Origin of the sequence: Coprococcus sp. AM100_B19A, from assembly GCF_027662015.1 — a bacterium.
Taxonomy (GTDB): Bacteria; Bacillota; Clostridia; order Lachnospirales; family Lachnospiraceae; genus Allocoprococcus; species Allocoprococcus comes.
In genome coordinates this window covers 206,847-225,844 of sequence record NZ_JAQDKN010000004.1, presented here as the reverse complement: position 1 = coordinate 225,844, position 18,998 = coordinate 206,847, and the positions used below count along the sequence as shown (strand labels likewise).

Below are 18,998 nucleotides of genomic sequence, written 5' to 3'. Positions count from 1 at the left end.
AACGTTAGATAGGAGGAATGAAGTGATGGACACAATAGGGAAGAAACTTGGTCTGAAAGAGAAGATGGCCTATGGCTGTGGTGATGCGGCAAGTAATATTATCTGGGCATCTACGGGAACGTTCTTAATGTTCTATTACACTGATGTGGTAAATATCAATGCGGCAACAATTGGAGTCATTTTTCTGATTGCCAGGGTGATCAACGCAGTTGTTGCACTTCTTACCGGATGGCTGATCGATAATACGCATTCCAAATACGGAAAGGCAAGGCCATGGCTTTTGTGGTTTGCTGTTCCGTTTGGAATCGTAACATTTGCAATATTTGCAGTTCCGGATGTAGCAAAGCTGTACCAGATTATTTATGTATTCATTGCATATAATGCAATGATGAGCGTCTATTCTCTGATTAATATTCCATATGGATCTATGGCTACAATGATGACCAAAGACCAGTATCAGAGAACACTGTTGAATATCTTCCGTCAGTTGTTTGCACAGATTGCGAGTCTTCTTGTTACAGCAGGAACTCTTCCACTGGTAGACTTTATAACGGAATATGTGGGGGCGAGAAAAGCATGGAGTATCGTATACGGAATATTTGGTGTCATTGCGGCAATTCTGTTCTTCTTATGCTTTGCAGGATGTAAAGAGAGAATTCATGAAAATGAAGAGACGAAGACAGAAAAGATTCGTGTTGTTGACGGAGTAAAAGCAGTGTTGAAAAACAAATACTGGCACATGCTGATGGTGATATCCATTTGTATCAATATCTTCTTTCAGGCCATCAGTACGGTAAACACATATTATAGTAAAGCGGTTCTTCATAATAGCAGTATGATCAGCATATTGAATACGGCTTATATCGTTCCTGCAATTGCAACCTTTTTCTTTGTACATCTGGTTGTGAAGAAGTATGGAAAAGGAAAGACTACGATGTTTGGATGGATGATTATCTGTGTCAGCTATGTGATACTTTTACCATTTACAGAAAATACAACAGTACTGATAATCACAGCTGCTATGCGTGGCGTGGGATATTGCTTCCTACTTGCAGTGTCTTCTGCAATGGTAAGTGATGCAGTTGAATATGGAGAATGGAAAACGAAAATTCGTGTCGAAGGGCTGACATTCAGTATGCAGGGATTTGTAGGAACAATTGCGGCAGGTATTGTTACGGCAGTCATCGGATGGGTACTCAATTTCAGTAAATATGATGGAACACTTTCATTTGCTGATACACAGGCAGGATCTGCAGTACTTGCAATTAAACTGTTGTTTATCGCAGTTCCGTTTGTTGTCGGAGTATTGAATATTATATTGTTAAAATTTTACAAACTTGATAAAATGTATCCGCAGATTATTGAGGATTTAAATAAGCGGAATGGAAAATAAGTGGGGAATGTATATGAAGACAAGCATATCAGAAAAAATAGCTTATGGTATGGGAGATGTTGCATGTAATGTAGTATATGCACTTACATCTGGTCTTATCGTATATTTTTATACAAATGTAATCGGAGTATCAGCAGGAGTAGTAGGTACGATCCTGCTGGTATCTAGAGTGTTTGACGGTGTCTCAGATCTTTTGATTGCCCAATTGATGGATAAGATTAATTCCAGACATGGAAAAGCAAGAGCGTGGATTCTGTGGATGGCCGCGCCGTATGCGGTTTCAGCTACGGCACTATTTGCAGTCCCATCGCATGCGGGCAAAATGGTACAGGCAATCTATATCTTTGTTACTTATAATTTGTGTACGACAGTTGTCTACACGGCATTAAATCTTCCATATTCGGCAATGGCGCCGTTGATGACAAATGATGAAGAGGATCTGGCTAAATTAAATATTTTCAGAATGTCTATGTCGCCTGTCAGCAACATGATTGTAACCGCCTTATCACTGCCACTGATTAACTTTCTTGGTGGAGATCAGAGGGCATGGATTATAGTAACGGCGGTATATGGAATTATTGCGTTTGGAATGCTAATGTGGACCTTTTTAGGAACAAAGGAACGTTTTCATACGGAAGCGGCAGCAGAAGCAGAAAATCTTCCATTTCGAGTTCGTCTGAAAGCTGCTGCACAGAATAAATATTTTATCATTATGTTCTTGATGGTAATGGCACTTGCTCTGTATCAGAATGTCAATGGAACAGTATCTACTTATTATGCGCAGTATGTGCTTGGAAATGCAGAAATTATGGGGGTTATGCAGACGTGTGAAAAAATTCCGTGGATTCTTGGAATCATCTGTATGGCGCCATTGATTAAGAAGTTTGGAAAGCGTAATCTGGTCTTGGGAGGAGCCATCATATGTATTGCTGCGCAGATTATTCTAATGATTAATCCGGAAAATATGAAGTTGGTTTTAGCTGCTTCCATTATTCGAGGACTCGGAGAGGCTCCGATTAACGGACTCACTTTTACCATGCTGGCAGATGTAATTAATTATGGACATTGGAAAACTGGCATTCGTGTACATGCGCTGATATTTTCCACCTTTACGGTCGGACAAAAATTTGGTGGGGGTGTGGCAGGCTGGGCAATCGGCCAGTTAATGCAGTTATCCGGATTTACCGGAAGTGTTACAGAGACAGTGGAAGCTGTCGCAATGATTAAAAATTTGTATATTTACGGAGTGATATTGGCATGGGGATTAATTGCAATCTGTATGTTGGCATATCATCTGGACAAGGAATATGATCAGGTGCTGGCAGAATTGAAATGAAAAACCAGTTGGAATGGGGCTGTTGAACTGAACTGCTCCCCGTCAAGTAGACAATTGAAAAAATATAAATTTTTCCTGCCAGTAGAAATTATCTGCTGGCAGTTTTATGCAGCTTGCAAGTAAATTTTGTGTTTTTCCATTGATCCATTGTCGATACATTTAGCAACTCGCGACATGCTTTGCGTTATTCCAGCATTTATAAGTTTTGTATGAAATATCCTGTTTGTATATTGAAATCCCCTGTCACTGTGAAACAGTGGCTGCGCACCAGGATTTCTAAGTAAAGCACTGTCTACCGTATCAAACACCAAAGTATTGTTGTTCTTATCACGAATAGCATACGAAACAATCCGTCTATCATATAGATCCAGTATTGCACTTAGATAAAGTTTACGTTTTTCCATCCCCATATAATAATGGAATTCTGTCACATCAGTGAGCCATTTCTCGTTTGGTGCTTTGGCAGTGAACTCGCGATTAAGTATGTTTTCAGCTATATACTGAGGGTTTGCAGCCTGTCTTGTGCACCCGTTGTTAGAATACTTGATAGTTGATTTTATATTAAGTTTACGGCAAATGCGTAGCACACGTTTATCGTTTACATCAATACCATGATATCGTTCCAGATCATCTCTGATCTTTCGATAGCCTTTATCCGGTGACTCTGTATGAATCTTTTCTATCTCATCAGCAATAAGTCTATTCTTTTGTTCACTTTCAGGAATTTCTCTATGTAACCATTTATAGTAAGAGGCTTTGGAAACTCTGCCAAGTTTACAAAGTGCAGCGATTGGATAATTATGTTCTTTGTGTTCTTCTTTGATTGCCTGATATATATGTTCATGACGAATCAGGCTTAGCCCCGCCTCCTCTCTATTTCTTCGAGTTTTTTTAAGAAAGATGTAAAAACTGAAAACCGGTAAGGTTTTTTACGCATATCGCCATGCAATATGCAATTATCTTTTATTTCATTGCATCTTTAATTGCGCCAAGCAGCTCTTTATAGGTTTCATAGGCCGGGATCTGCGGATAATCCGCTTTGATCTTGTCGGTTGAACGGAATAAGAATCCTGCCTTACTTGCCTGGATCATACCCAGATCGTTGTAAGAATCCCCACTTGCAATTGTTTCAAATCCGATGGACTGCAGTGCCTTCACGGTTGTTAGTTTGGAATTTTCCACACGCATCTTGAAGTCTGTGATCTCACCATTTTCCGCAATTTCCAGACTGTTGCAGAAAAGTGTCGGATGATCAAGCTTTTCCATGAGCGGCATTGCAAATTCGGTGAAGGTATCACTGAGAAGGATTACTTGGGTGAAGGAACGTAGCTCATCCAGGAAGTCTTTTGCGCCCGGAAGCGGATCAATCTTGGAAATTGTTTCCTGAATTTCTTTGATTCCGAGACCATGCGCTTTTAAAGTATCCAGTCTCCAACGCATCAGTTTGTTATAATCAGGTTCATCTCTTGTGGTTCTTTTCAGTTCTGGAATTCCACTTGCTTCTGCAAATGCAACCCAGATTTCCGGTACAAGTACTCCTTCGACATCCAGACATGTAATATACATATGTTAACCCTCCTGTACTTTCTGTTTTTTGCTTTCTATCATATCATATATCTGTTTATTTTGCATGCTTTTTTGAAATTGAATAAAAACTGCTGGAGAGAAACCTGTATAAACTACATGATGGCATGGAAAACCATGTAAAGAAGTTATTCGGGAAAATTGCGGGTTCCATTTTGGAATGTGCGCAAACCGGAAAGATGTTGACGATAAATTTTTTCAGGGACTATAATATAAGTATCTGTGGCAAAAGAGGGATGTTTCGGAATGGATCATTGAAAAAAGAAAATCTGCCGAAACATATTTTGCTTAAATTACATAAAGGAGAAAAAGGATGAATAACTTTATTTTTGAAAATAAAACGAAAGTATATTTCGGGAAAGGATGTGTCGGTGAGTATCTGCCGAAAATCGCTGCGGTGCATGGGGATAAGGTTCTGCTTGCCTATGGCGGCGGCTCGATCAAGAAAAATGGAGTTTATGAGGAAGTCATAGCAGCACTTGAAAAAGCCGGGAAAACGATCATTGAATTTCCGGGGATCATGGAAAATCCGACTTATAAGAAGGTGCTTGAAGGCACAAAGCTGGTAAAGGAAAAACAGGTGGACTGGATCCTTGCAGTCGGCGGCGGTTCGGTTATGGACTGTAGCAAGGCAATTTCCATGGCAGCGGTCAGCGAGAAAGATGTGTGGGATGAGTACTGGGCGAAGAAGGGTGTTGTGGATTTTGAACCGATGCCACTTGGCGTGATCGTAACAGCGTCCGGAACAGGCAGTGAGTGCAACGGGGGAGCAGTTATTACCAATGAAGAGGTCATGATCAAGACAGACCGGGATTATCCGAAATGCAATCCGGAATTTGCATTAATGGATCCGACTTACACTTATACTGTTCCGACAAAACAGATGGTGGCAGGAAGCTTTGATATCCTGTCTCACGTTATGGAGACTTATTTCAGTGAGCCGGACGAGGATAACGTATCAGATGATATTTCGGAAGCTCTGATGCGCGGCGTGATAACAAGTCTTCGTGCGGCATTGGTAAATCCGGAGAATTATACAGCAAGAAGTAATCTGATGTGGCTGTCTACCATGGCGGAGAACCGGATCATCAAGCTCGGCAAAAAATGTGATTTTGAATGCCATCAGATGGAGCATCAGATCAGTGCTTATACCAACTGCAGTCATGGATGTGGACTTGCTGTGCTGCATCCGGTTTATTATCGGCATATCTGTCAGGCAGGCGCAAAGAAATTTACCCGGTTTGCGGAAAATGTATGGAGAATTCCGAGAAATGGACGTACCGATGAAGAGATGGCTGAAGCTGGCGTAGAGGCATTGGCTGATTTTATCAGAGAGATCGGACTTCCGACAACACTTCGGGAAGTAGGCGTGGAGAAAAAAGAGGATCTGAAAGAAATTGCGGATTCTTGTTATCTGGTGGATGGAAATTATAAGAAGATGACACATGAGGAGATTCTGGAAATATTTTTGGAGTGCTTCTAGCTAATTGGAATGGAACTGAAAGAGATTAAAGAGATCCCTGTGCCGTAAATGGTGCAGGGATCTCTTGCTGTCGTGATCTGGTATGCAGGAAAATTTCTATACTGGATGGATCTCTTGGTTAAGGTGATCTGAAGTGTTTTGAGGATTTGTTTCCTCCGAGTGTTCATTCACCGGAAGATATTCATACTTCGGAATGAAATCCCGTTTATCGTACAGTTTATAATACTGAATGAAAATACGGTCCATAACTTTTGGAATCTGACTTTCATCTGATTCAAATAAAATGATCAGATACTGCATGGCACTATACCGTGTACACACGTCAATCCTACGGATCTTGTGACGGATCGCTTCCTCCATGTATTCCAGTGCCTGTTCAATATTTTCAATATACATCATAGAATCCGGAGCGGTTTCCATTGTGACCATGACCAGGAAACAATGGTATTTATGTCGTTCTCCAAGTTGGTTGATGTACTCATAAATCTTAGAAAATTCACGGTAATTAAGATTAAGTGCTCCGGAATAGTTTCCGCTGTTGCGAAGTGCTTTTGCCACAAGGGAAAGATCTTTTGCTACGCTGGAAACCGGGAATACGGTATTGTCCATCTGTTGATAGAAAAAGAAATTGTGTTTTCCGTTTTGCTTGACATAATAGAGTGCTTTATCTGCTTTGGAAGAACACTCGTCAAAGGAATCTCCCTTGGTACACATGCAAAGTCCGGCAGAAATGGATGCAACACGGATCTCAAAATCTTTTTTCTTTTCAGAATCAAAGCGGGAAAACAGAGTTTCCATAAGCTCGGATATTTCATTTTTACCGGCATCCGGTACAAAAAGAAGGAATTCATCGCCACCAAACCTGCAGCCAACCGAATTTCCGATATGCTCGGAGAGGAGAGCTCCAAGTGCTTTCAGTGCACGGTCGCCGGCTTTATGACCGTAGATATCATTTATCTTTTTCAGATTATCCATATCCATAAAGATCAGACAGCCATTGTGTTCCTGCATCAGCTGTGCGATCATTTTCTGACCGGTATTTCGCATAGGGAGTCCGGTAAGAAGATCAAAATTTTCTACTTCCTCCTGGCTCTTCATCGTATTCATAACATTGGAAATGAAGTTGCTGATTTCAAATTCCATGCCAGGAAGAGCTGGCTCGTCATCAATTTCCAGATAAGTATCTGTGATCGTCAGACGATTCTCATCCATCAGTCTGAGAAAAATATCTGCGATTTCCGGATCGAACTGAGTTCCTCTGTTTTTGCGTATTTCTTCATAAATTGTTTCTTTTGGAAGAGAATTACGGTAAATACGGCGGGAATTCATTGCGTCATAGCTGTCAGCAACAGCAACGATTCGCGCATGGATCGGAATTTCTTCACCTTTTAGACCGTCCGGATAACCATGGCCATCATAACGCTCATGATGAGATCGGGCAACTTCGGTTACATGATTGATGATCGAAACATTTTTCAAAATCTCAGCACCAATAACCGTATGTTCCTTAATAACAGCGTACTCTTCGTTTGTCAGTCTGGATGGCTTGTTTAAAATAATATCAGGGATGCCGACTTTTCCGATATCATGCAGATGAGCTGCATGTCGGAGATTGACGATTTCAGAGCGATTCCAACCCATTTCCTGCGCAATCAGTGCAGAGTATTCCGCAACACGATGGGAGTGCCCTCTGGTGTATTCGTCCTTGGCCTCGATGGTCGTAGAGAGAGTCTGCATCATCTGTAAGGAAATTTTTTCCATCTGCCGTTTACGTTTCAAAAGCTCCTCTTTTTGACGATGCATTTCAATGGTATGCACATTCTTTATTGTACGGATAATGTTAATGAAAAGAAGGATCAACATACCGACACCAATAAAAAGACCGGAAATCAAAACTACAAAATATGTAGAAATGGATTCGATGGCGATGGCAAGCATTGCAATGATCAGACCAATCAGCACCAATTTGTTTTTTCGGTATTCTTTCTTTCGCATATCCAGACAGAAAGTCAGGAAAATCAGAAAGAAGGTGACTGCAAGAATCACGTGGGCGCCCGGCAGAGTTTCAATAAAATCAGCAATGCCAGTCAGATGAAGAACCAGACAGATCAAAAAGTTACCAAATGCCGCACAGCCAAGGTAAAAGTAAGGCTTTTTATAACGCCCCTGTTGAATGAGATCTGCATAAAAAAGTACCGGGATCGGAACGAGCATGATCATCACAAAGCATAAAGTCCCCAGTGCAGATGGATTCGGAACTATAAGCTGTCTGAGCTTGGATTCGCCGAGCATCCATGTGGCTCCCATGGTCATGCACCATCCAAGATATTCCATATCGAATTTTCTGTTATAGACAATTCCGAGTGCGATACTGAAAAGGATGGTAATGATACCAGCGAACAAGATAAAGAAAGCAATAATAGTCTCAAGCCCGTAAGATTCAAAAATATATTCCCAGATATCACTCTTGTCTCCGAAATAGATCTCATTGACTACACCGGAATAGTTAGAGGTATTGGTAGTCAGCTCAATACGGAGTTCTTTTCCTGCATCTGCTGCTGAAGTAGGACAGAAAACATAACAGCTGGCAGAATTTTTCCCAGTCAGTCGATGGTCTTTGGTTGAGTATTCAGTGCGAAGCACTCCGTCAATATAGAAACGGATATCCTGCAGAGAGGAACGTATAGCAAGTGAACTTTGCGTATAATTTTCAGGAAGTGTTGTGGTAATGACCATAGTCTCTTTCTTTAGATAACTATAAAACAACGAAGCCCGTTAGCCCTTGTGGTTAGCGGGTTTTCGCTGTTCTGTACTTGTTGCAAAATCCGCTTCGGTCAAATCTCGGTCAAATAATTTTCTAAAGAAATGTTGCACCTTTTCTATTCTCTTTCTTATTCTTGTTCTGATTATATGATTTCCTTATACAAATTCTGTAATTTATCCATTTCCGATTTTGCTTTATCATCTGTGACGTGCGTATACAAATCCAGTGTGATTGCTATGGAATAATGTCCGAGGAATCCTTGTACTACCTTTGCGTCAATCCCGGCTTCAAAACAACGCGTTGCAAAAGTATGACGAAGTGCATGTGGATAAAAATGCGGAATCGGTATAAACACTGTCTTGTTTTTCTCTGCCTGCTTTTTTCGTTCCTTATTGATAGATTTTTCTATCCAGTCTAACGTCACTTGAAAGGTGTGTTCTGTAATCGGTTTTCCGTTCTTTCCAACAAACACAAGATTTTCAAATCCCTCTAATGGTTGCCATTCACTAGCTGACAACTGCATTTCTTTCAACTGAATCCACTGACGTTTTAAAGCCTTATACACACTGTCCTGCATGGGAATCGTCCGTATACTGTTCTTTGTCTTTGGTGTCTGGTACTTGAATACATACTTCTTTGTTTCCTTATCTTTGATATACACCAACGTTTTATTTACAGAAATTTCCCGTTTCCGAAAATCTACATCATCCCATGTAAGCCCAAGCAGTTCTCCGCCACGCATTCCCGTTCCGAGTGCTACCTGTATGAGATTCTCGTGTATTCTCTCCTTTGCGTGTTCCAATACTTCCCGTTGTTCTTTCACAGTCAGTACCCGTATCTGTTTTGTCTTTGTTTTGGGAACTTCCACTCCTGCACATGGGTTGAATGTAAGAATCCTGTTATGCACTGCATATTTGAACATAGCATTGAGAATATTATACACATCCCGTATAGTCTTTGTGCTGTAATCATCATCTGCCATATTCTGAAGCAGACGTTCCAAAATAATCGGATTAAAATCTGCCACACGTTGTTTTCCTATCTGCTTCTTTATGTAACGTCTGTAAAAATCATCATAACGTACTTGTGTACTCTCCTTGATAGTCCGCTTCTTATGGGTATTCAGCCAGATATCAAACCATGTATCCAGAGTGATATTATCGCCCTTTCCTTTCAACCCATGCTTGACTTCATAGCGTAAATCTTCCATTTCTTGAACTAACTTTTTTAAGTCCGCATTATCTTTTGTATACGTTTCTCCTTTGTAATAAAACCGCCCTCTGTAAATTCCGCTTTTTCTCTGCATAATTCCCGGCGGTAATGGATTTCCTTTTAAGTCCTTGCCCAATCTGCACGCTCCTTTCCGTGCAAGGACTATCAGAACTGGTCTGACAGTATTATATGCTTATTTGTGTTTATACTGCAATTACTTCATATTTATTTTTCAGATTATGCCCTTCGTTTTTCTTCAAAAACTGGTCTAAAACCTCAGAGCGTATAAGAATCTTATTTCCAATCCTTATGACCGGAATCTTCTGCCATGTAATCAGCTTTCGCAGATTATTTCTTCCAATTCCCGTATACTCTGACGCTTCATTCACTGTAAGGGCTTTCTTTGTCTGTATCGTTTTCTGTGTATGTTCTGTCAAAGATTCTCCTTTCTTCTTCCCTCAAAAGGAAAGATTTTTTATAGTCCTCATATATGCGTTGTTGTTCTTCGTTCATCTGCCCCCGTTCTATTAGCTGGCGGATATAATCTCTGTTATCCAGTTTTCCGATTTTATCCATTAGCTTTAAAGAGGGCGAAACTGCTACGTTCAGCCACTGCCATGTTCGTTCCAGTGTCTTTTTCTCTGGATTCATGGTCAACTTTATCTTCCCTACATCCTGCATGAGTTCTTCCCACGGGGGATAAGTAGGATAAAGCCGTTTTCTTGTAACCGTGCTGTTTTCCGGCTTCTGTAAAAACCGCACTTTCTCGTTTAATACAGACAACGCAATCCGTGCCACATCCCTGTCTTTCAGAAGTTCTTCTACTAATCTGACCGCTTTTTTGTGCCGGAATCGAAGTTCATATCTGTTCCAGTCCGGGTTGAGTTCTTTTCCGAACTTTTCTGCCTGTTCATATCCCTTTTCATAGAATGTAATCCGAAAATCACTGTGTTTACTGCCGAGATATAGTGTTTTTCCCTGCGCTTCTATTTCATCCTCTTTCAGTCTATCAGAACGATTCTCTGCTGTATCACGCAACTGACTAGATATCAGCCCCTCGTTTTTCAGACGAATCAATTCCGGGATAGACAGATAAGGCTTTGTATCGTCGATTGCCAAGTCTATCCTCGGAAAATTCACCGGGTATCTGCAAACTCTTTCCAGAAAATCAAACCATGTTTCCTTATTCATCATAAGGAAATTTTCATAATTCCTGCACCCCGAACCACTCATAAGAATCTGAAATCCCTCATACTGTGCATTTCCTGTCGGTTTCAGAATCTTGATATTGTCAAATCTTGCTATCAGTTCGTGTCCAGCAATTCCTTTTTCCTTACCATGCAGTTCCATAAAACTCAGTGGAATCCGCAAGATATCTTCTATGATTATGAACACGTCTACACCTTTGACAGTAATCTGACACCAGTCAATCAGTGCTGTCAAATCTTCTTTCTGACGAGTTACCCCCCTGTTAGTATAGGGGGGTTCTGAAATTTTCATTACCTCTGTTATCATCATCCCTGCCTTTCGTAGTATGCCGTGGCTTTCGCCACGTTCCCGGAACTTCTCTACTCCCTTTGCTCCTTTCACGCTGTACGGAGCAGTCCGCAGAGAATTTCCGGGAACAGTCTCTACACGTTTCCTTTTCCGGTAACAACACGGATACCCTTGCAGGAGATTCTGTCCACCAATACCGGGAAGTTTCCTCTCTGCACATAAGGGGCATATACCGCTTCTTCTAGTTCTACCACTGTGTAAGGCTCTACCTTTGGAAGTTCTGTTGCTTCCAGACGGATATCTACGCTGTTTCCAAGTTTCATGCTTCCGAGGTGAAGTTTCAATGCTTCCACTTCCTCGGTTTTCTTCCGGGTTTCCTTATCATACTTGTAGCAGTAGTCTGCTCCCATGTAACGGAGTTCCCCGAACGCTTCTCTGACCTGTTCTTTTGTCAATGTAATCTGCATGCTACATTTCTCCTTTTTTGAAATCATGGTGAATGAGTGTCTGGTAAGTGTGACAAGTCCTTTTCATATCCACGTCTATATTTATTTCATTACTTTTCTCCTTACCTCTTAACCTCATCATAGACCTGTTTTTTCTTCTTGTCAACAATTATTTTACTTTTTCCCTTACTTTTTATTTTTGTATTTCAAACGCTTAACTATATCTTTTTATAACTTATTATAATTTTACCCTTACATTTATCCTTATCTTGTGTTATGATGAAAACAGAAACGAGGTGTGCATATGTTTGTGAATAAAGAAGCAGTAGGAAAACGAATTTTACAGATACGCAAGAAATACGGTTACAGTATGCAGAAGTTTGGGGAAATCATAGATAATGCCCCGAAAGGCTCTGTAAACAGTTGGGAAAAGGGTGTGAATCTTCCCAATGAGAAACGCTTGAAGCAGATTGCCACGTTGGGCAATATGACGCTGAATGAACTTCTGTATGGTTCATTTAAAGAATATGTAGATATGCTTATCACAGAAAAACTGGGGATTGAACTGCCGGAAGAATTTACCAGAACTTTCTATTCTCTTTTAGAGCAGAACGGATTTACCTACGGGGATGATATCGAGATTGTCCGGCTTGTAAACGGCTTTCTGACTTATCATAACCTTACAACAAAAGAAACCGCCATTTTCTATCAGCCAACTGCATACTCCGGCGATTATTTTGACGGTATCATACAAAAAGCGGATTCTTCCGTTCTGGTCTGCCGGGCATATGCAGATAAGGCAAACAACACCTTACATATCATTCCGGCTTTTGAGAATGGACAGACTGAGGAAGTAGCAGACTTCTTTCATGCACTGAAAAGCATAACCGCTCCACACAACAACAATTATTTCACTTCCGGCTTTCTGACACTCGGACTGGCATTGAGAGATTCCAAAGTAATTATCTATGGAATTGATGAAAAACAGGGAACAGCACAGGTAATCCCTTACGAATATGATTGCGAATCAGACGCTTATATCCAGAATGAACATCTGTCATATACCAGACAGGATAGCTTTTTCCGAGAAGCCACGAAAGAAGCGGTCTATTGGAAAATGCAATCCGACAGAAGTAACCCATAAGATAAACAAGAGGACTTGCAAGGTTTGTGACCTTTCAAGTCCTCTTATGTATCATGATGGTATTGGCTGTGTCCGTTCCGTAAAGGACTGCCCTACGGCGTCTCGGCTTCGCCTTGTTCCTTTACCTCACTAATAATAATGTTCTGATAGCAGAACTCTTACTTATACTTTTATCTTACTATTCTTTCAATTTTTACCGTTTCACCATCAATATTATACTTAAAAAAATAAAATTTAATAACATTTCCTTCTGATACTTGTTCTAGATCACCTTTACACTTAGTACAATCTAAACTAACTTTTGTCGTATCAAAAAATAGACTACTTTCTTCCTTCTCATTTAGTTCTATTAAAAGTGTATCAAAAGTTTTCTCTACAACAACCCCACTCAAATGAAACCAATGAGAATTATCATCTCCACTAGAACGCAACTCCATATTTTGACGATTCTCCTTAAAAACATTTCCTTTTACGCCAAGCACAATTAATACTATTGCAAGCAAAAGTATGATTAACAAAATCAATCGTTTCTTATCCATTAAATGTAGTCCCCGATATGTCTGTCCAACTATCAAAATCAAAATTCAAATAACGTACTGTATCCCCCCATCCATCAAATACCATCAATGTATGTACTGTATTTCCAGAATTATATGCTCGCAAAGTTGCATATCCCTCTGCTGCCATTGAATGCCCCGCACGTTCTCCAGTATCACTGCTAATTATACCACAATGGACAACTGCTATATCTCCTCTATCAATGCAATTAGTGAAAAAATTATAATTGGGACTATAGTCAGTATTTTGTGTTACAGAAACATTCTTTCCAGCACAAAAGTCCACAAATCCAGGTCCAATATTGCCAATAGTTGTTGAACCATATGTTATTCCTCCACTCTCCGATGAAACTGTCGTTCCTGTTGAATCCCAAATATCCATATAATCACCTGCAATATCTGTATAATCAACAGCATTATAATATGCACCACATGCTAATAATGCACTAACTGCACATGCATAATGTCCTGTTACACTTTCTATATACGGCTCATTAAAGGAAATAAATTCTTGAAGATGATTTGTTGAAACAAGCGTGTAGTTTTCATAAACTTCATCAATATCTAGCAAAACCTCATCCCAAGTAGCTGGGTCTTTTCCCCTACTCTCATTCAAGGACAGTACTGTTTTTTCTAATGTTTCACCATAATTCGTTCTAATCTTTCCCAAATTATCAACAATACCATATTCAAACGGAGCTATTTTATATATTTCAGAGGTATTTGCTTTTTCACTAAATACATTTGCTTCACTTTGATAAATCACCTCATATGGATTTGCTGAATTATTACCAAATGAGTATTCTGATATCAAAGATTCACACGTAGTATCAAAAACTACATATCCATATGGTTTGTTTTCTAAATTGTAATTTACAATATATCCAATAGCTTGACCTGTTGTATCATAAAATTTTCTCGGATTATTAGCAACAATATTGCTATTTTCTCCTATTCCCTTTGCAAAACGTTCTGCCATCTGTATCGCCAAATCATCCGTAACATTTACAACAGAAGTATTCTCCGATGCATGGACAGGAACTATTGACATAATAGTCAATATAAAGATTGTCAAAAGTGAAGCAAATCGTTTAAAAATTTTTCTCATAAATATCCTTCCTCCTTAGATTATATATTTACTTTAATATTATATCTTATTCCCTATTTTGTCTATATTTTTTTATGTTTATTTCAAATATTTCATTCTATTTTATTTTTATCAAACTATTTTCAAACAAATCCAAACAAAGAATCTCGGGGCAAATTTCGGTCAAATCAGGATAAATAAATATAACACTTTATATGTAAGTCAATTTTAAAAAAGCCTGTAATTCCGGGCTTTACAACACTTTGTAACACAATATAAACCAGTTCGATAATCCCTCTTTTGCAGGAACATTGTAATGTCCGGGGACGGCAATCTGTTCTTTGCTTCCATCGGAGTGAATCCAGGTAAAAGTACCACGATATGTGATGTCGCTGGATTGGATTCTGGCATTGTGATTGTTAATTCCTGTGAATTGTATTACCAGAAACCAGATAAGTATCAGGAACATCAGAAGATAGTAAAATCCGATCTGGATTTTGCTTATTTTATAGTTTTCTTTTGTCAAAACAGAGACTCCTTATCTACAATTTTGGTCTATTTGAAGATATTATACGATGTGAGTGTCAAAAGTGAATTTTGCCACTTACTGATGTAACCGGATTGCTCCATTGCTACGCAATTCCCACAATCTTTAAACATCATTATACTATTTGCGGACAATATTTGCAATTAAAGAGAAGGAGGAATGGTGGAAAAAGACAGGTCATGGTAGTTGAGAAATACCAGAAGATAGATTATAATTTTCATAAAATATTTTGTGTATGAAAGGGAACGTAAAATGGTAAAATTAAGCACACTTTGTTATATTGAGCAGGATGGAAAATATCTGATGCTTCACCGGACTGTCAAAGAAAATGATATCAATAAAGACAAGTGGATCGGAGTAGGCGGTCATTTTGAAAAAGGGGAAAGCCCGGAGGAATGTCTTCTTCGTGAGGTGTGGGAAGAGACGGGATACACGCTGACATCCTGGAGATATCGTGGGATTGTAACCTTTGTATATGGCGAAGATGTAGTAGAATATATGTCGCTTTATACGGCAGATGGTTTTACAGGAACGCCGATTGCGTGTGATGAAGGAGAACTGGAATGGGTAGAAAAGTCTAAGATCGGAGAACTGGAATTGTGGGAAGGGGATCGGATCTTTTTTGAACTCCTTGAAAATGAGCAGCCGTTTTTCTCATTAAAGCTTGTATATAACACAGATGATGTTCTGGAATATGCAGCGTTAGATGGAAAAGAGATGAAAGATTTCAGAAGAAGAGAGTGTTAAAGTGGAATGTCGAATAGTGTGAAAAAGTTACGAAAGTAATGTTTTGGCATGGAATGTTGAGTCTGCTCATTTGGATAGTGTATGATGATAAAGATTCTCATTAAATGAAGGGGGAAAAGAGAATGTATAGTGAGTTGACAAAGATGGAAGGGAAAAGGATTGTAATCCGCACATTCGGTTATTTTGATATTTTTGTGGATGGGGAAACGATTCCTTTTTCATGTAAGAAAGCCAAAGAACTGTTGGCACTTCTGGTTGACAGAAGAGGAGGATTTGTGACGACGGGGGATGCGATCAGTTATTTATGGGAGGATGAATGTACAGAAAAAAGAATAAAAGATAAATTCCGCAAAGTGATAAAAGAACTTCGGAGAACGTTAAATGCATACGGAATCGAAAGAGTCCTGCATCGGGTAAATCAGGAGAGCCGTATCCGCACAGAGCATGTGGAGTGTGATCTGTATGACTACCTGGAGGATGAGGAAAAACATAAAAAGCTGTTCAAAGGAGTGTATATGACGAATTACAGCTGGGCGGAAAACACTTTGGGAACGTTGTTGAATCAAAAAGAATAATGGGGAATATAGCAAAAATCGGGAGACTGTTATCAGACAGCCTCCCGATTTTTTTTGAAGAGATTTTATTGGACTACACATTCTTTGTACAGTTTTTTGATTGTGAATGTCTGCTGTAAAAGGAATAAAAAATAGATGGTTCAAAAGATTTTGTAAAAGAAACGAAAAAAGGATGAAAAAGAAACGGTTTCTGGACGGAAAAGAAACGGAAATCGGTTGTATGGATGTGTAAAATGAGGAAAGGATCCGAAAATAAAAAGAAAGAGAGGAAAAAGAATGAGACAATTGAGACGGCTGTTATCCGTTTTGGTAATGGCAGTAACGATCGTGGGGATGTCGATGACGGCATTTGCACAGGAAAAAGATTCAGGGGTAGGAGGACTTGGAAGCCTGACGATAGCGAATGCATCAAAAGGAGTGGTGTATTCTGTTTACAAGGTGTTTGATGCGAAAGTAAATGCTGATGGAACTTCAGTGGCGTATACCAAAAAGAATCTTGCTGATAATCCATATTTTGAGAAAGATTCAGCAGGGAATGTATTTACAAAAGAGGAAGCTTATCGACCAGAGTCAAAAGAACAATTATCCGAAGGTGCAATTGAATGGATTAAGAAGAATAGTACAGAAATATCGAGTATGACATCCGATGGCTCTATATTAAAATTTACCGGTCTTCCATACGGCTACTATTATGTCACCAGCACTTTAAAAGATGGCGGTATGATCATGGTAACGAGTGTTGCAAAAGACGCGCAGATCGTGGACAAAAACAGTAAGGAGCCGCAGTGGACTCCGGGGAATGACGGGAATGCCGGAGGGAAAAGTATTGTACTTGACGATGGTAAACAGGTAAAGGAAAATAATGTCAGTATCGGTGAAACGGTTCATTTCCGTTTACAGATCAACACCTCGAATTATGTTGCAGACAAGCAGATCAAGGAATTCATTATTGAAGATACTCTTCCGACCGGATTTGATGCAGCAAAGATCACATCTGTGATGATTGAAGAAGAACCGCTGGAACAGTTTGAAAATACAACTTTCCCGGTTACGATCCCTTGGGCAGCGGATGAAGGAGAAAATGGCTGGAAAAATCTTTATGATACCGGGGCAAGAATTACCATTGATTATACGGCTGCGTTAAACGATAAAGCAGTGATCGACGGTGAAGGAAATAAGAACAGTGCCAGATTTTCATGGAATTATACGACAGAGGAACCGGGAAAAAGCTCGATAGAGGATTCTACAACAACAGATACCTATGCGGTTGTGATCCAGAAGGTCAATGAAAAAGGAGAGGCACTTACTGGAGTGGAATTTGAAGTGCCGTTCCCGGTTCAGGCAGAAGAAGAAAGCGGTGTGTATACTGTAAAAGGCGGACAGACCGGAAACGGAAAGGTGAAAGCCGGAAGTGATGGAGCTGTGGTGATCAAAGGTCTGAAGATGGGTGATTACAGAGTTACAGAAACAAAAGCACCAGAAGGATATAACAAGCTGACGGAGTCATTTCTGGTAAGTGCCGAAAAGATCAGGGCGACAAGGACGGACGCCAGCACATATCTTGATGAAAACGGAAATGTTACAGAAAGCGAGACTGAGACAAAGGTAACTTATACAAATGCAGATTTTGCAGCAAAGGTAAAAGTTGTTGTAAATAAATCAGGAAAACTTCTTCCGGGGACAGGTGGAACAGGTGAAATGATCTTTACGGTCAGTGGAGTACTGATTGCAATTGTTGCAGGAGTTGTCCTGTTGAATACAAAAAGACGAAAACGAATTGTATGATAGTGAATGAGCCGGAACGAAGGGGAAGACTTTTCTTTTTTATATGGACAGGAATCCTTCTTGTGGGAATCGCGGTCATGCTCTATCCAAAAGTCGGAAAGATCTGGAATGCCGGTCGGCAAAGCAGGGTGGTAGATGGATATGAAAGGACAGTGGAGAAGCTGGATGCCAAGAAGGAAGAGAAAATGATCGCACAGACAAGAGCGTATAATGTGATGCTTCTGGAACAGAATAACCCAGTGCCGAATGACAAAAATGCTGATAGTTATGGAGCACTTTTGAATATGACATCTGACGGTGTGATGGGATATCTGGAAATTCCGGAAATCCGGGTGAAACTTCCGATTTACCATGGAACGGGTGATTTTGCAATCTGCAATGGCGCAGGACATGTGGAAGGAAGCAGTTTCCCGATAGGCGGAAAGGGAACACATGCGGTGCTTTCTTCCCACAGAGGACTGCCGGGGGCGAAACTTTTCTCGGATCTGGACAAGCTGAAGGTGGGAGACTATTTTACAATTACAGTGCTCCGGCAGACGATTTTCTATCAAATCGATCGGATCGATATTGTAGAACCGGAGGAAACGGGACTGCTTGCCCTGGATAAGGAGAAGGATTACTGCACATTACTGACATGTACGCCTTACGGTATCAATACCAAACGGCTTCTGGTGCGGGGCGTACGCTGTGAGGTGACGGAGAGAGCGGAGCCAATCCGGACAGGCGAGAAGACGTATCGGAGATGGTACGCTGTGATCGGACTGAATCTGTTTGTGGCAGGCGTGATCTTGTGCTGGAAAAGGAAGAAAAAAAGAAGAGGATAAATATAAATGAGGGGGAT

At 40.2% G+C, this 18,998-nt stretch carries 18 protein-coding genes; 8 read left to right on the top strand and 10 right to left on the bottom strand.

Annotated elements, in window-relative coordinates; translation table 11 throughout:
• The first annotated feature begins 25 nt into the window (after positions 1-25).
• Positions 26-1,393 carry an MFS transporter gene (locus tag PGQ33_RS05985; protein ID WP_055296558.1) on the top strand — a complete coding sequence of 456 codons (1,368 nt, stop codon included), beginning with the start codon at positions 26-28 and terminating at the stop codon, positions 1,391-1,393.
• Between the two features lie 13 nt (positions 1,394-1,406).
• Positions 1,407-2,729, top strand: a complete 1,323-nt coding sequence (locus tag PGQ33_RS05980; protein WP_172679828.1) for an MFS transporter — start codon at positions 1,407-1,409, stop codon at positions 2,727-2,729.
• A gap of 104 nt (positions 2,730-2,833) precedes the next feature.
• On the opposite strand, the gene PGQ33_RS16955 is transcribed toward PGQ33_RS05980, so the two are convergent.
• Positions 2,834-3,580 (bottom strand): IS3 family transposase, encoded by a 747-nt coding sequence (locus PGQ33_RS16955; RefSeq protein ID WP_334303945.1) that lies wholly within the window; start codon positions 3,578-3,580, stop codon positions 2,834-2,836.
• Positions 3,581-3,692: 112 nt separating this feature from the next.
• Positions 3,693-4,295: a bifunctional phosphoserine phosphatase/homoserine phosphotransferase ThrH gene (gene thrH / locus PGQ33_RS05975; protein ID WP_118198611.1), complete on the bottom strand. Its 603-nt coding sequence runs from the start codon at positions 4,293-4,295 to the stop codon at positions 3,693-3,695.
• 331 nt (positions 4,296-4,626) lie between these two features.
• On the opposite strand from thrH, the gene PGQ33_RS05970 reads away from it, so the two are divergent.
• Positions 4,627-5,796 carry an iron-containing alcohol dehydrogenase gene (locus tag PGQ33_RS05970; protein WP_270205440.1) on the top strand — a complete coding sequence of 390 codons (1,170 nt, stop codon included), beginning with the start codon at positions 4,627-4,629 and terminating at the stop codon, positions 5,794-5,796.
• Between the two features lie 96 nt (positions 5,797-5,892).
• Here the strand turns inward: PGQ33_RS05970 and PGQ33_RS05965 are convergent, their stop codons facing one another.
• The 5 genes from PGQ33_RS05965 to PGQ33_RS05945 form a co-directional block, all read right to left on the bottom strand.
• Entirely contained in the window at positions 5,893-8,532 is a 2,640-nt protein-coding gene (locus tag PGQ33_RS05965; protein WP_270205439.1) for an HD domain-containing phosphohydrolase, read from the bottom strand.
• A gap of 170 nt (positions 8,533-8,702) precedes the next feature.
• Positions 8,703-9,908, bottom strand: a complete 1,206-nt coding sequence (locus PGQ33_RS05960) for a tyrosine-type recombinase/integrase (protein ID WP_009244191.1) — start codon at positions 9,906-9,908, stop codon at positions 8,703-8,705.
• A 67-nt stretch (positions 9,909-9,975) separates the two neighbouring features.
• The gene (locus tag PGQ33_RS05955; RefSeq protein ID WP_009244192.1) at positions 9,976-10,209 is read right to left on the bottom strand and encodes a helix-turn-helix domain-containing protein; all 234 of its coding nucleotides are present in this window, start codon (positions 10,207-10,209) and stop codon (positions 9,976-9,978) included.
• Positions 10,154-11,272, bottom strand: a complete 1,119-nt coding sequence (locus PGQ33_RS05950; protein ID WP_242853877.1) for a replication initiation factor domain-containing protein — start codon at positions 11,270-11,272, stop codon at positions 10,154-10,156. Before PGQ33_RS05950 ends, PGQ33_RS05955 begins: the two co-directional genes overlap by 56 nt.
• A gap of 131 nt (positions 11,273-11,403) precedes the next feature.
• Positions 11,404-11,736 carry a hypothetical protein gene (locus PGQ33_RS05945; RefSeq protein ID WP_009244196.1) on the bottom strand — a complete coding sequence of 111 codons (333 nt, stop codon included), beginning with the start codon at positions 11,734-11,736 and terminating at the stop codon, positions 11,404-11,406.
• A 283-nt stretch (positions 11,737-12,019) separates the two neighbouring features.
• Between PGQ33_RS05945 and PGQ33_RS05940 the strand changes: the two genes are divergently transcribed.
• Positions 12,020-12,859, top strand: a complete 840-nt coding sequence (locus PGQ33_RS05940) for a helix-turn-helix domain-containing protein (protein ID WP_004844111.1) — start codon at positions 12,020-12,022, stop codon at positions 12,857-12,859.
• A 170-nt stretch (positions 12,860-13,029) separates the two neighbouring features.
• Here the strand turns inward: PGQ33_RS05940 and PGQ33_RS05935 are convergent, their stop codons facing one another.
• The 3 genes from PGQ33_RS05935 to PGQ33_RS05925 all read right to left on the bottom strand — a co-directional run bounded on the left by PGQ33_RS05935 (position 13,030) and on the right by PGQ33_RS05925 (position 15,029).
• Entirely contained in the window at positions 13,030-13,398 is a 369-nt protein-coding gene (locus PGQ33_RS05935; RefSeq protein WP_004844112.1) for a hypothetical protein, read from the bottom strand.
• Positions 13,391-14,524, bottom strand: a complete 1,134-nt coding sequence (locus PGQ33_RS05930) for a hypothetical protein (RefSeq protein ID WP_004844113.1) — start codon at positions 14,522-14,524, stop codon at positions 13,391-13,393. Before PGQ33_RS05930 ends, PGQ33_RS05935 begins: the two co-directional genes overlap by 8 nt.
• Before the next feature lie 232 nt (positions 14,525-14,756).
• The gene (locus PGQ33_RS05925) at positions 14,757-15,029 is read right to left on the bottom strand and encodes a hypothetical protein (RefSeq protein ID WP_270205438.1); all 273 of its coding nucleotides are present in this window, start codon (positions 15,027-15,029) and stop codon (positions 14,757-14,759) included.
• Between the two features lie 273 nt (positions 15,030-15,302).
• On the opposite strand from PGQ33_RS05925, the gene PGQ33_RS05920 reads away from it, so the two are divergent.
• The 4 genes from PGQ33_RS05920 to PGQ33_RS05905 all read left to right on the top strand — a co-directional run bounded on the left by PGQ33_RS05920 (position 15,303) and on the right by PGQ33_RS05905 (position 18,981).
• Complete coding sequence (locus PGQ33_RS05920; RefSeq protein ID WP_008368677.1) at positions 15,303-15,797, top strand: NUDIX hydrolase; 495 nt, start codon at positions 15,303-15,305, stop codon at positions 15,795-15,797.
• Positions 15,798-15,919: 122 nt separating this feature from the next.
• The gene (locus PGQ33_RS05915) at positions 15,920-16,372 is read left to right on the top strand and encodes an AfsR/SARP family transcriptional regulator (RefSeq protein ID WP_118198615.1); all 453 of its coding nucleotides are present in this window, start codon (positions 15,920-15,922) and stop codon (positions 16,370-16,372) included.
• A 276-nt stretch (positions 16,373-16,648) separates the two neighbouring features.
• The gene (locus tag PGQ33_RS05910) at positions 16,649-18,157 is read left to right on the top strand and encodes a SpaA isopeptide-forming pilin-related protein (RefSeq protein ID WP_270205437.1); all 1,509 of its coding nucleotides are present in this window, start codon (positions 16,649-16,651) and stop codon (positions 18,155-18,157) included.
• A complete protein-coding gene (locus tag PGQ33_RS05905) occupies positions 18,154-18,981 on the top strand; it encodes a class C sortase (RefSeq protein WP_270205436.1) in 828 nt (275 codons plus the stop codon). The genes PGQ33_RS05910 and PGQ33_RS05905 overlap by 4 nt, the downstream gene beginning before the upstream one ends.
• Positions 18,982-18,998: the final 17 nt, after the last annotated feature.